Genomic DNA, 12,136 nt, shown 5'->3' with positions numbered 1-12,136 from the left:
GAGGGGGAGGGGTTAGGGGTGGGGGGATAGCCTTTCCGGCTGGCAGGGTATCCATTGATTATAGACAGTCTCTCCTCGCCAGCTTCTTCAGGAAAAGTTCGTCTTTTCAACTCCTTGCAGGCTCAGAGCCCCCCACCCCTTCCCCCTCCCCACGAGGGGGAGGGGGGCGGAGTCATCCTGCCGGAAAGCTGTTGCATCACTGCGGTCGACGTCAGAACCTGATGTGTGAACCCGGTAGGACGCCTGAGCTCCCTCAACACACGGCGGACCCTCGCTTTCCTCTCATCCCGCCTCCGGCTCCACCGCGATCCTGTAGATGTGCCAGGTCGTGTGGCCGAGGATGGGGAGGGTGAAGATGAGGCCCATGAAGGAGGGCACCATCGAGACGATCAGCGTCAGCGTGACCGCGATGCCCCAGCCGATCATCGGCAGGGGCGAGGTGGCGACGGTGCGCACGCTGGTGATCATGGCGGTGATGAAATCCCGGTCCCGGTCGAGCAGCAGCGGGAAGGAGATCACCGTCAGCGAGAACAGCAGCAGCGACAGGATGGCCCCGACAATGTGGCCGGTGAGCAGGAACATCAGCCCTTCCGGCGTCGAGATCACCGTGTCGATGAACTCGGGGAAGCTGGCGAAGGACTGGAAGCCGAGGAACAGCGCCAGCAGCAGGCGCACCTGATACATCCACATGATCAGCACGAACAGCACGGCAAAGGCCATCCAGCCGATTTCCCGGCTGCGCTGGGCCCAGATGACGCCGAGCACGCCGCCCCAGGTGAGCGGCTCGTTCTGCTCCAGCCGCCGGCTTACCTCATAAAGGCCGCAGGCAATGAACGGCCCGACGAGGGCAAAGCCCGCCGCCAGCGGATAGCTGAGATAGCTCATGTGCAGGGCCGAGGCCGTCAGCAGCACGAGGATGCCGCCGAGGGCATAGATGCCGCCGAAGAACAGGCCGAATTGCGGAGCCCGCCGGAAATCGCGCAGGCCCTTGCCAAGGGCGGTGATGATGTCGGCGGTGCTGATCTTGCGCACCTTGGGATCTGGCCTGTGTGAGGCTGTTCCCTGCGGGGCGGCGTTACCCGTTTCCTCCATACCCATCTCCTCCCTCGATTGCATGGTTTGCGAAGAAGAGTGGCGTGAAAACCGCAAGCCGCCAATCGTATTTTCCGGTAGGAGGGGCCGAAATTTTTTAATCTGCACCTACATATGCGTTGCGGTGCTGCTTTTGCTTGATCCCCGCCGCAGGCCGCAGTACCTGCCACGTCAGGACCTGTCCTCACCCGCTGGAGCAACAATGGTTTCCGGACTTCCCCCTGCCCAGCTGAGCCCCGGCATCCGCTGGCTGCTGCTCAGCCCGATTGGCCGCCTGTCGCGCCAGGTCTATTGGTACGGGCTTGCCTTCAACTGGGTGATCATTGCCATCGCCGCCAACATGTGGATGAAGTCGCTGCCGGGTGATGTGGACCTCGGCTCGCTCACCTTCGGCGACTTCATGGGCTCCAACCCGCTGTTTCCGGTGTTGTTCGTCGTGGTCACCTGGTTCGAGATGGCGCTGCTGATCAAGCGGCTGCAGGATGTGGGGCTGCCCGGCTTCTTCGCGCTGGTGGCCTTCGTGCCGGTGATCAATTTCTTCGCGGTGCTGACTCTTGGCTTCCTGCCCAGTGCGCAAGGGCCGAACCGCTACGGCCCGCAGCCCGACAGCTATTACCGCCGCCGCTGAAGCGGCACGCATTGACCCATGCCCCCAAGCGGGGCTAGGACTCCTACCATGACCCAAGCTCTGTCTCCCGCCGCCGCCATCGCCCGCGATCTCATCCGCTGCCCCTCCGTCACGCCCGCCGAAGGCGGTGCGCTGGCGTTTCTGGAGCGGCTGCTGGGTGAGGCAGGCTTCACCGTCTCCCGCGTCACCTTCTCCGACACGGATACGCCGGACGTGGAAAACCTCTTTGCCACCATCGGCAGCGGCGCGCCGCATTTCGTCTTTGCCGGGCACACGGATGTGGTGCCGGCAGGCGCGGAAAGTGACTGGCAGCATGAACCCTTCGGCGGCGAGATCCGCGACGGCGTGCTCTACGGGCGCGGCGCGGTGGATATGAAGGGCGGCATCGCCTCCTTCGCAGCCGCTGCTCTTGCCTTCATTGAAGCGCGCGGCAAGGCGTTCGGCGGAACCATCTCCTTCCTCATCACCGGTGACGAGGAAGGCCCGGCCGTCAACGGCACGTCGAAGCTTCTCGCCTGGGCGAAGGAGCAGGGGCACGTGTTTGATGCCTGCATCGTCGGCGAGCCGACCAACCCGGCTGCACTGGGGGATGCCATCAAGATCGGCCGCCGGGGTTATCTCTCCGGCATCGTCACGGTGGAAGGCACGCAAGGCCACGCCGCCTATCCGCAGCTCGCCGACAACCCGATCCCCGGCCTGCTGGCGCTGATGAGCGCGCTGGATGCGCTGGTGCTGGATGAAGGCAACGAGCGGTTCGAGCCCTCGAACCTTGAAATCGTCAACCTGCATGTGGGCAATCCGGCCTTCAACGTCATCCCGGCCCGCGCCGAAGGGCGCTTCAACATCCGCTTCAACGACGAGTGGACGCTGGACGCCCTGAAGGCGAAGCTGCAGGACACACTGGCGGCTGCGGCCCGCCCCGGCCTGCGCTACAGCCTCGACTTCCGCCGCGATGCGGGCGAATCCTTCCTCACCCGCGATGATGCGCTGATCACGGCGCTGGCGGACGCGGTGGAAGCGGTGACGGGCCGCCGCCCGGATCTGTCCACCAACGGCGGCACTTCCGATGCCCGTTTCATCAAGAGCTACTGCCCGGTGGTGGAATTCGGCCTTGTCGGCCAGACCATGCACAAGGTGGACGAATGCACCCCGGTCGCCGACCTCGACCAGCTCGCCGCCGTCTACCGCCGCTTCCTCGACAGCTATTTTGCTGGCTGAGGCAAGGCATTCTTCCCCGGCGTTAATCGGCAATTATCAGTAGCCTGTCATAGTCCCGGTCATTGGGTCCCGGCACCGGCCGGGACTGCAGAGCCTTTGCTGTGCCCAGATCCGGGAGTTGTCCGTTGCTCGATGTATCGCCGGTTTCCACGCAGAACTCGTTCCGCAAGAAGCGTGTGCAGTCGCTTGCCCGCATCATTGATGATTATATCGCCGTGAAGGGCCATTGCCGGATCATTGATCTTGGCGGCACGCGCGGCTTCTGGGATGTGTGGAAGAGCGAACTCGATTTCGCCCATCTCTCGGTCGATTGCGTCAACCTGTTTCCGGACAGCGATCCCAACACCACCGACATGCCCAACGTGCGCATGACGCAGGGCAATGCCTGTGACCTGGCCGGGGTGGCGGACGGGGCCTATGACCTCGCCTTTTCCAACTCGGTCATCGAGCATGTGGGCTCCTGGAGCAACAAGAAGGCCTTTGCGCGGGAGGCGGGCCGGGTGGCGCGCAGCTATGCCATCCAGACGCCCAGCTTCTCCTTCCCGATTGAACCCCATGCCCGCAGCCTGTTCCTGCACTGGCTGCCGGACCCGCTGCGCTACCGCATTCATCTGGCCCGGACCACGGGCTTCTATTCTAAGGCCGCGAATCTCGACGAGGCCATGGCCTCGCTGGAAGACGCCCGCATGCTGGACCTGCGCCAGATGCGCTATCTCTTCCCCGATGCGGTGATGGAGAAGGAAAAGTTCTTCGGCCTCACCAAGTCCTTCACCGCCGTGCGGCATATGCCGCTGCGCTGAGAACGCCGGAAACAAGAAGCCCCCGCCAGAGCATCCTCCGGCGGGGGCTTTTGCTTTGCGTGTGCGGTCAAAGGCTTTCGATGCTGACGCATCACGCCTTCAAACGGCTCGAACGCCGCACGGGACCAGGTATCAGTCGCGCAGCAGCTCGTTGATGGCGGTCTTGGCGCGGGTCTGGGCGTCGACGCGCTTGACGATCACGGCGCAATAGAGGCTCGGGCCGGGGGTGCCGTCCGGCAGCGGCTTGCCGGGCATGGCGCCGGGCACGACGACGGAATAGGCCGGAACCTCACCGATGAAGACTTCGCCGGTGGCGCGGTCGATGATCTTGGTGGAGGCGCCGATGAAGACGCCCATGGACAGCACCGCGCCCTCACGCACGATCACGCCTTCCACGACTTCCGAGCGGGCGCCGATGAAGCAGTTGTCCTCGATGATGACCGGGCCTGCCTGCAGCGGCTCCAGCACGCCGCCGATGCCGACGCCGCCGGACAGGTGCACATGCTTGCCGATCTGGGCGCAGGAGCCCACGGTGGCCCAAGTGTCCACCATCGTGCCTTCACCCACATGGGCGCCGAGGTTGACGAAGGAGGGCATCAGCACCACGCCCTTGCCGATGAAGGCCGAGCGGCGGACGATGGCGCCCGGAACGGCGCGGAAGCCGGCTTCCTCAAAGTCCACACCGCGCCAGCCGTCAAACTTCGACGGCACCTTGTCCCACCAGGTCGCATCACCGGGGCCGCCCTTGATGACGTCCATCGGGTTGAGGCGGAAGGAGAGCAGCACGGCCTTTTTGGCCCACTGGTTCACGGTCCAGTCCCCGCCGTCCTGCTTTTCGGCGACGCGCAGCTGCCCGCGGTCCATCAGGTTCAGGGCGGTTTCTACGGCCTGACGCACGTCACCCGTCGTGTGCGTGTCGATATTGGCGCGGTCTTCAAAGGCGGCGTCAATGGTGGCGGCAAGTTTCACGAGATCGGTCGACATGGAAATGATCGGCTCCGCAAAGGGGTCGGTTAGGGTTCGCCGGATAAAAGGCGGGTGCGGGGCTTGAGTCAATGGTTCATGCGGCTTGAGAAGCGCTCAACTGCGCAAAGGCCGCAAACAGGCGACATTGAGGACGGTTTCTCCCGCATCTTCTCAAGCCCGCAGGCCGCCTCTCATGGAACTCTGGATTCCCATCACTCTCTTTGCCGCCTTCTGCCAGAACCTGCGCTCGGCGCTGCAGAAGCACCTGAAGGGCCGCCTTGGCACCAGCGGGGCGACGCTGGTGCGATTCGCCTATGGCTTTCCCTTTGCCCTTGCCTATGTGCTGGTGCTGCATCTGGCCTTCGGCATGCCTTTTCCGGACATGAATGGCCGCTTCCTTCTGGCGGCGGCCCTCGGCGGCTTTGCCCAGATCATCGCGACACTCCTGCTCGTCCACCTCTTCTCCTTCCGCAATTTCGCGGTCGGCACGGCCTATTCCAAGACCGAACCGGTGCAGGCGGCGATCTTCGGCGCCGTCATTCTGGGCGAGCACGTAACCGGGCTGACGGCAGCTGCCATCGGCATCGGGGTTGCGGGCGTCATCCTCATTTCCATGGCGCGGGTGCCGCTGACGGGCCGGGCGATTGTGGCTTCGCTCGCCGGGCGTCCGGCGCTGATCGGGCTGGCTTCGGCTGCCTTCTTCGGGGGCTCGGCGGCGCTCTACCGCATGGCTTCGCTCTCGCTGGAAGGGCCCGGCTATCTGATGCAGGCCGCCTACAGCCTTGCAGTGGTCACCCTGATGCAGACGGTGGCCATGGGGCTCTACATGGCCTGGCGCGAGCCGGACCAGCTGGCCGCCTCCATCCGCCACTGGCGGCAGGCGGTATGGGTGGGGCTTGCCGGTGTCGCAGGATCTGCGGGCTGGTTCACCGCCATGACGCTTCAGCAGGTTGCCTATGTGCGGGCACTGGCGCAGGTGGAGCTGGTCTTCACCCTCATTGCGTCCTGGTTCTTCTTCAAGGAGCGCATCAATGGCCGCGAGATCACCGGCTGCGTGCTGATCGTCGCCGCCATTCTGGTGCTGCTGTCCGGTACCTGATCACTACCCGGCATCCGCCGCAGACGTGCCGATCAGCCAGTCGCGGAAGCCTGAGATGGGGCGGGAGAGCGGGCGGTTGGGGGAGCGGACGAACCAGTAGCCGCTGTCCAGCTGCAGCACCGGCCAGTCGGGCATGACGAGATGTCCAGCCGCCAGCTCCAGCATGACGAAGCGCCGGTCGATGACGATGGCGCCCATGCCCGCGATGGCGGCCTGAATGGCAAGATCCCGGCTTTCCAGCACCATGCCGGAGCTGGCATCCGGCAGCTTCAGCCCCGCATGGGCCAGCCAGCGGGACCAGTCGTCACGCCGGGAGGCGCTGTGCAGCAGCTTGAGGCCGGGCAGGGCGGCGTCCGGACCAGCGTCTTCGCGCATCAGGCGCGGCGCCATGGCAACCGCCAGATGCTCGCGCCACAGCAGCGTGGCGTCGATGCCCGGCCAGTCGCCCCGCCCAAGCCGGATGGCGCAGTCGTAATTCTCCCGGTCGAGGTCAACGACGCGGGTGGAGGCGGACAGCAGCAACTCCACATCGGGCTGCGCGGTCTGAAACTGCGGCAGGCGCGGTATCAGCCAGCGGGTGGCGAAGGTGGAGACGGTGCTGATGCGCAGTTCCGTCCGGCCCCGGCGGCGGAAACCGTCCACGGCCGATTCAATGCGGTCAAAAGCATCGCCCAGCCCGGCAGCCAGGCGCTTTCCCTCTTCGGTGAGTGACAGGCCGCGCCCGTCGCGCAGCACCAGTGTGGCGCCCAGCTCGCTTTCCAGCTTGCGCAGCAGATGCGACAGGGCCGAAGGCGAAATGCCGAGGTCGTCCGCTGCCTGCGCGGCGCGGCCATTGCGGGCAAGAAGAGCAAAGGCATGCAGAGCGCGCAGGGAGACCATGGGTTCACACGATGGATTCGGCAGGCCGGGGCGGCTTGCGGGATTATTGAGTTTACATCAATAAACCGGCGAAGCTCCCGTGGTCCAGTGCCTCACGCTTCAATCGCTCCCAGAACCCCTTCGAGGAAGCCGGCAAGATTGCCGGTTACGAAGTCGATATGCGGGGCATCCTGACCCTCCATCTCCCACTCCTCGCGGAAGACTTCGCGTGTCACCTTCGGCACGATCAGGGCCGTGCGCATGCCGAGCTTGTGCGGCACCAGCAGATTGCGCGGCAGATCTTCGAACATGGCCGCCCTGGCGGGCGAGACGCCTGTCTTGGCGATGAAGGTCTGGTAGGTCTCAAGATTCGGCTTCGGCAGCAGGCCAGCGGCGACGATGTCGAAGATGTCCTCGAAATGATCGCTGATGCCGAGCGCGGCAGCGGTGCGCTCCGCATGGGGGCGGTCGCCATTGGTGAAGATGAACTTGCGGCCCGGCAGACGGCTGATCGCCGCGCCAAGCGCAGGGTCCGGCTTCACCGGCGAATAGTCGATGTCATGCACATAGGCGAGGAAGTCATCCGGATCGATCTTGTGCTGCATCATCAGCCCGCGCAGCGTGGTGCCGTAGTCGCGGTAGAACTCCTTCTGCTTCGCCCGCGCGGCATCCTTGCCGATGTCCAGCAGCTTCGCGATGTAGTCGGAGATGCGGACGTCGATCTGCGAGAACAGATCGATTTCCGCCGGATAGAGCGTGTTGTCCAGATCAAAGACCCAGGCCTCCACACCGGTGAAGGCCCGAAGATCATGACGGTGGGCGCCCTGGCCCTCGCCCGGTGTGGGGATGGTGTCTGTCACTTGCTGATCAGGGTCCCGGCGCCGCGGTCGGTGAAGAGTTCCAGCAGGACGGCGTGCTTCACCTTGCCATCAAGGATGACCACGCCCTCGACGCCGCGGTCCAGCGCCTCGATGCAGGTTTCCACCTTCGGGATCATGCCGCCGGAAATGGTGCCATCGGCAATCAGTTCACGCGCATGGGCAACGGTGAGGTTCTTGATCAGCTTGCCTTCCTTGTCGAGCACGCCCGGCACGTCGGTCAGGAACAGCAGGCGCGAGGCATGCAGCGCACCGGCGATGGCGCCGGCGAAAGTGTCGGCGTTGATGTTGTAGGTCTCGCCATCTTCGCCGGGGGCCACGGGGGCCACCACGGGGATCAGGTCTTCCTTCAGCATCATTTCCAGCATCACCGGATTGACGTGTGCAGGCTCGCCGACGAAACCGAGATCGAGGATCCTCTCGATGTTGGAATCCGGGTCCATTTCGGTCCGGGTCAGCTTGGTGGCCTTCACCAGATTGCCGTCCTTGCCGCACAGGCCGACCGCACGGCCGCCTTCGGCATTGATCAGCTGGACGATTTCCTTGTTGATCGAGCCGGCCAGCACCATCTCGACGATCTCGACCGTCGCCTTGTCGGTGACGCGCAGGCCGCCGCGGAACTCGCTGACGATGTTGAGGCGCTTCAGCATGTTGCCGATCTGCGGGCCGCCGCCATGGACGACCACCGGATGCACGCCGGACTGGCGCAGCAGGGTGATGTCACGGGCAAAGGCCTTGCCCAGTTCCGCATCGCCCATGGCATGGCCGCCGTACTTCACCACGACACGCCGCTTGTCATAGCGCTGCATGTAGGGCAGGGCCTGGGCGATGATATGGGCGTTGTTGCTGAAGTCCGGGGTGCTCATGGGCGGGAACACTCGCTGCTGCTGTGGCGGGAAAAGGCGCGGAAGCCCTCGATCGGAAGCAAGGGCTTGCAGCGTCTATAGCCGGTTTGGCCGGGTATCTCAACGGATCGCGTGAGCGGACACGCAAGCTTCATTCGGAGCTTGGGCCGGCGCATGCTTCAGGGCAGCGCGCAGATTTCCGCACGCAACAGGTCGATGCCCAGCCCCTTCTCGGAGGACGTGGGGATGAGCACCGGGTGGGCCGCCGGCCGCTTGCGCAGGATCTCGGCCGTTGCCGTCATCAGCGTGGCCAGCTGGCCGGGCTTGATCTTGTCGGCCTTGGTGAGAACCACCTGATAGACGACGGCCGCCTTGTCGAGCAGCTGCATGGTCTCAAGGTCGTTGTCCTTGATGCCGTGGCGGCTGTCGATCAGGAGGAAGACGCGGCGCAGGTTCGGCCGTCCGCGCAGGTAGGAGAACACCAGCTTCGTCCAGGCATCCACCATGTCCTTCGGCGCCTGGGCATAGCCATAGCCGGGCATGTCCACCACGGTGACGCTCGCGCCCTCGGCGCCGAAGAAGTTCAGCATCTGCGTGCGGCCCGGCGTGTTGGACGTGCGGGCAAGGCCCTTGCGGCCGGTCAGGGCGTTGATGAGGCTGGACTTGCCCACATTCGAGCGCCCGGCAAAGGCGATTTCCGTGCCGCGCGAGGCCGGAAGCTGGCGCATGTCGGCAACGCTGGTCTGGAAGGTCCAGGGGCGGTTGAACATCAGCCGGCCGGCTTCAAGCTGTTCGTCGGTATATTCGGGCAAGTCGGTCATGATGTGCTTTTAGCTGGCTGCGGCCGCGCCGTCGAGCGCAGGTTGAGCATGTGGCAAACAGAAGGGCCTGCCGTGTGGCAGGCCCTTTGGTCTTTGGTGCTGAAGAAGGCTGGATCAGCTCTTCTTTTCCGCTTCGGGTGCGCCCTTCTTGCGCTTGAACGTCTCCCTGAGGTTCCCCCACAGTTCCACCTTCACGCCCTGGCGGCGCATGATGATGTACTGCTGGGTGATCGACAGGCTGTTGTTCCAGGCCCAGTAGATGACCAGACCTGCCGGGAAGGAGGCCAGCATGAAGGTGAAGAGCACCGGCATCCAGGTGAAGACGATCTGCTGGGCCGGGTCGGTCGGCGCCGGGTTCATCTTCATCTGCAGGAACATGGTGATGCCCATGATGATCGGCCAGATGCCCAGCATCAGCAGGTGCGGCGGGGTCCAGTCGATCAGGCCGAACAGGTTGAAGATCGTCGTCGGATCCGGCGCGGAAAGGTCCTGAATCCAGCCAAAGAACGGCGCATGGCGCATTTCGATGGTGACGAACAGCACCTTGTAGAGCGCGAAGAACACCGGGATCTGGATCAGAACCGGAAGACAGCCCGCCAGCGGGTTGATCTTTTCGGTCTTGTACAGCTCCATCAGCGCCTGCTGCTGCTTGGCCTTGTCGTCCTTGTATTTCTCGCGGATGTCCATCATCTGCGGCTGCACGAGCTTCATCTTGCTCATGGAGACATAGGACTTGTTGGCCAGCGGGAAGAAGATCGCCTTGACCAGAACCGTCACCAGCAGGATGGCGATGCCGAAGTTGCCGACCAGATGGAACAGCCAGTCGATGACATAGAACATCGGCTTGGTCAGGAAGTAGAACCAGCCCCAGTCGATCAGCAGATCGAAACGGTCGATGCCAATGCTCTCCTCATAGGAGGCCAGAAGCTTGGTTTCCTTGGCACCGGCAAACAGATAGGTGCTGGCTTCCTGCGTGCTGCCGGCTGCAATGGAAACCGCGTCGCCCAGGTAATCGGCCTGGAAATTGTCGGTGGCCTTGTTGTAGCTGAAGCTCGGCTGGAAGCTGGTGCCCGGCTCCGGCGCAACCGTTGCAGCCCAGTACTTGTCGGTGAAGCCGAGCCAGCCCCGGTTTGCCTTGGCTGGCATCGTCTTGCCGTCTTCGGCGATGGTCTTGTACTTGATCTCGTGCAAGCCTTCGTCACCGGTCACACCGATCAGGCCTTCATGAAGAATGTAGAAGCCTTCGGTGTGCGGCGTGCCGTTGCGGACAATCAGGCTGTAGGGATAGAGCGTCAGATCGCCGCCCGTGTTGTTGGTCACCGACTGGGTGACCTTGAACATGTAGTTCTCGTCAATGGAGAAGGTGCGGCTGAACACGGCGCCTTCGCCATTGTCCCAGGTCAGGGTGACCGGCGTGCCGGGGGTCAGATTGCTTTCGCCCGCAACGGTCCACACCGTGTCAGCACCCGGCAGCTTCACCTGTGCGCCCGGTTCCGCCACCCAGCCATTGTCGGCATAGAAGGCACCCTGCGTGCCCTTGGGCGAGAACAGGGTGATGAGCGGGCTGCCCTTGTCGACCGTCTCGCGGTAGTCCTTCAGGCGCAGGTCATCGACCCGGGCACCGGTCAGGCTGATGGAGCCGCTCAGGCGCGGTGTCTCGATGGAAACGCGCGGTGCTGCTGCAATCGCCTGCTCACGGCTGAGCGGGCCGGTGGCTTCACCTGCAGAACCGGGGACGCCAGCCGTGCCGGGTGCGGCACCGGGCGTTGCGCCGGGTGCCGGAGTGCCGGCCTGCTGTGCCTCGGCCTGCTGCTGCGCGGCCTGCTGAGCCTGCTCCAGCTGCGGCCGGGCGACAAAATACTGCCACCCGAGAAGGACCACCAGCGACAGCGCGATGGCGATGAATGTGTTGCGGTTGTCAGCCATGAGCTGCGGTTACCCCTGTCTCTGTCCTGACCCCTGTGCGGGTTCCTTGCCTTGTGCCTGCCCGCCTGCCTTTGGCTTGCGGTTGTCACGGCGGCCCTGCCATGATCCGTTGCCCTTGCGCTCCAGAGCAGGCTTGAGCCCTGAGTTAAGCTCTCTGACCAGATCTGCAAAGGGCTGATTCAGCGCGGCGCGGCGTCCGATGATCACAAAATCCGCACCGGATGGTACGGTCTCGTCCTCAAGTTGCGCAACAGCCGCGCGCAGCCGTCTCTTGATCCGGTTCCGCTCGACCGCATTGCCAGTCTTCTTGGTCACCGTGTAGCCGACGCGGGCCGGGCCTTCATCCGCGCGTTTCAGGCCCTGTAATGCAAAAGCGCGCCGGTCTGTCCGTCCACCTTTGGCGACGGCCAGAAACTCGGAGCGCTTTTTAAGAGTTTTCATGTGCTGCGGCGTTCTGAAATCCAGAGCCTCGAAAGGGTGGTCCGAAGCGCCGCTGCAGGGCGCTATCAGGCGCTCAGGCTCTTGCGGCCCTTGGCCCGGCGGCGGGACAGGACCAGACGGCCATTCTTGGTCGCCATGCGTGCGCGGAAGCCATGACGGCGCTTGCGGACGAGGCGGCTGGGTTGATACGTACGCTTCATTTTTCTATTCCGCGCCGTCGCGCGGCCCTTTTATTTGAAACTTGAGGCTGGATGCATCCTGCCGCCACAAGGCAAGCCTGCTCCATGAGACAGGCCGGATGCCGGTCCGAGTCGAGCGCGCTTATACGAGGGCTCTGGCGGTGAGTCAACGCAGAACCGCCTTTTCCCGCGCCATTGCATGGCTTTGCCCTGCCTGCAGGCCGCAGGAGGCAGGATTTGCACAGCTGGCTCATGTTCCGCCGGGTCCGTGCTACCCTGCACCTGTCCGCCGGCCGGGGGAATCGCTGCAGGGTGACGGCTTGCTGGCGGGGTGGCTGACATGGCGCCTGTGCCGGGTTATAAAGCAGAAGCAGGTGCTTGGGGC

At 64.1% G+C, this 12,136-nt stretch carries 13 protein-coding genes; 4 read left to right on the top strand and 9 right to left on the bottom strand.

Features of this window, described 5'->3' with window-relative positions; translation table 11 throughout:
• Positions 1–282: 282 nt before the first annotated feature.
• Positions 283–1,092: a DUF2189 domain-containing protein gene (locus AC0CMF_RS21570; RefSeq protein ID WP_050472191.1), complete on the bottom strand. Its 810-nt coding sequence runs from the start codon at positions 1,090–1,092 to the stop codon at positions 283–285.
• 202 nt (positions 1,093–1,294) lie between these two features.
• Here AC0CMF_RS21570 and AC0CMF_RS21565 point away from each other — a divergent pair, with 202 nt between their 5' ends.
• The 3 genes from AC0CMF_RS21565 to AC0CMF_RS21555 all read left to right on the top strand — a co-directional run bounded on the left by AC0CMF_RS21565 (position 1,295) and on the right by AC0CMF_RS21555 (position 3,738).
• Entirely contained in the window at positions 1,295–1,720 is a 426-nt protein-coding gene (locus AC0CMF_RS21565) for a DUF805 domain-containing protein (RefSeq protein WP_374630745.1), read from the top strand.
• 48 nt (positions 1,721–1,768) lie between these two features.
• Positions 1,769–2,938, top strand: coding sequence for a succinyl-diaminopimelate desuccinylase (dapE, locus tag AC0CMF_RS21560; RefSeq protein WP_374630747.1), 1,170 nt, complete (start codon positions 1,769–1,771; stop codon positions 2,936–2,938).
• A gap of 125 nt (positions 2,939–3,063) precedes the next feature.
• Positions 3,064–3,738, top strand: a complete 675-nt coding sequence (locus AC0CMF_RS21555; RefSeq protein WP_472482452.1) for a class I SAM-dependent methyltransferase — start codon at positions 3,064–3,066, stop codon at positions 3,736–3,738.
• 132 nt (positions 3,739–3,870) lie between these two features.
• Here AC0CMF_RS21555 and dapD read toward each other — a convergent pair whose 3' ends face one another.
• Complete coding sequence (gene dapD / locus AC0CMF_RS21550) at positions 3,871–4,722, bottom strand: 2,3,4,5-tetrahydropyridine-2,6-dicarboxylate N-succinyltransferase (RefSeq protein WP_374630751.1); 852 nt, start codon at positions 4,720–4,722, stop codon at positions 3,871–3,873.
• 175 nt (positions 4,723–4,897) lie between these two features.
• Here dapD and AC0CMF_RS21545 point away from each other — a divergent pair, with 175 nt between their 5' ends.
• Positions 4,898–5,803, top strand: coding sequence for a DMT family transporter (locus tag AC0CMF_RS21545; RefSeq protein ID WP_374630753.1), 906 nt, complete (start codon positions 4,898–4,900; stop codon positions 5,801–5,803).
• A gap of 3 nt (positions 5,804–5,806) precedes the next feature.
• Here AC0CMF_RS21545 and AC0CMF_RS21540 read toward each other — a convergent pair whose 3' ends face one another.
• From AC0CMF_RS21540 to rpmH, 7 genes are all read right to left on the bottom strand, one after another.
• Positions 5,807–6,682 carry a LysR substrate-binding domain-containing protein gene (locus tag AC0CMF_RS21540; RefSeq protein WP_019963384.1) on the bottom strand — a complete coding sequence of 292 codons (876 nt, stop codon included), beginning with the start codon at positions 6,680–6,682 and terminating at the stop codon, positions 5,807–5,809.
• A 92-nt stretch (positions 6,683–6,774) separates the two neighbouring features.
• A complete protein-coding gene (locus tag AC0CMF_RS21535) occupies positions 6,775–7,521 on the bottom strand; it encodes a pyrimidine 5'-nucleotidase (protein WP_374630755.1) in 747 nt (248 codons plus the stop codon).
• Complete coding sequence (gene argB, locus AC0CMF_RS21530; protein WP_374630757.1) at positions 7,518–8,405, bottom strand: acetylglutamate kinase; 888 nt, start codon at positions 8,403–8,405, stop codon at positions 7,518–7,520. Before argB ends, AC0CMF_RS21535 begins: the two co-directional genes overlap by 4 nt.
• 158 nt (positions 8,406–8,563) lie before the next feature.
• Positions 8,564–9,205, bottom strand: coding sequence for a ribosome biogenesis GTP-binding protein YihA/YsxC (gene yihA, locus AC0CMF_RS21525; protein WP_050472184.1), 642 nt, complete (start codon positions 9,203–9,205; stop codon positions 8,564–8,566).
• A 114-nt stretch (positions 9,206–9,319) separates the two neighbouring features.
• Positions 9,320–11,131, bottom strand: a complete 1,812-nt coding sequence (yidC, locus tag AC0CMF_RS21520; protein ID WP_374630760.1) for a membrane protein insertase YidC — start codon at positions 11,129–11,131, stop codon at positions 9,320–9,322.
• A gap of 9 nt (positions 11,132–11,140) precedes the next feature.
• The gene (gene rnpA, locus AC0CMF_RS21515) at positions 11,141–11,572 is read right to left on the bottom strand and encodes a ribonuclease P protein component (protein ID WP_019963379.1); all 432 of its coding nucleotides are present in this window, start codon (positions 11,570–11,572) and stop codon (positions 11,141–11,143) included.
• Between the two features lie 65 nt (positions 11,573–11,637).
• Entirely contained in the window at positions 11,638–11,772 is a 135-nt protein-coding gene (rpmH, locus tag AC0CMF_RS21510) for a 50S ribosomal protein L34 (RefSeq protein ID WP_026355454.1), read from the bottom strand.
• Positions 11,773–12,136 lie beyond the last annotated feature (364 nt).

The sequence above is a fragment of the Pannonibacter sp. CBAS1226 genome, assembly GCF_055685825.1.
The sequence above is the reverse complement of the archived record's forward strand: the minus strand, read 5'-3'. Positions and strand labels throughout refer to the sequence as shown.

Coding starts and splice junctions, on each gene's coding strand:
- argB (WP_374630757.1), bottom strand. CDS start 8,405: ATGAGCACCCCGGACTTCAGCAACAACGCCCATATCATCGCCCAGGCC.
- AC0CMF_RS21545 (WP_374630753.1), top strand. CDS start 4,898: ATGGAACTCTGGATTCCCATCACTCTCTTTGCCGCCTTCTGCCAGAAC.
- AC0CMF_RS21540 (WP_019963384.1), bottom strand. CDS start 6,682: ATGGTCTCCCTGCGCGCTCTGCATGCCTTTGCTCTTCTTGCCCGCAAT.
- rnpA (WP_019963379.1), bottom strand. CDS start 11,572: ATGAAAACTCTTAAAAAGCGCTCCGAGTTTCTGGCCGTCGCCAAAGGT.
- AC0CMF_RS21570 (WP_050472191.1), bottom strand. CDS start 1,092: ATGGAGGAAACGGGTAACGCCGCCCCGCAGGGAACAGCCTCACACAGG.
- AC0CMF_RS21565 (WP_374630745.1), top strand. CDS start 1,295: ATGGTTTCCGGACTTCCCCCTGCCCAGCTGAGCCCCGGCATCCGCTGG.
- yihA (WP_050472184.1), bottom strand. CDS start 9,205: ATGACCGACTTGCCCGAATATACCGACGAACAGCTTGAAGCCGGCCGG.
- yidC (WP_374630760.1), bottom strand. CDS start 11,131: ATGGCTGACAACCGCAACACATTCATCGCCATCGCGCTGTCGCTGGTG.
- dapE (WP_374630747.1), top strand. CDS start 1,769: ATGACCCAAGCTCTGTCTCCCGCCGCCGCCATCGCCCGCGATCTCATC.
- dapD (WP_374630751.1), bottom strand. CDS start 4,722: ATGTCGACCGATCTCGTGAAACTTGCCGCCACCATTGACGCCGCCTTT.
- rpmH (WP_026355454.1), bottom strand. CDS start 11,772: ATGAAGCGTACGTATCAACCCAGCCGCCTCGTCCGCAAGCGCCGTCAT.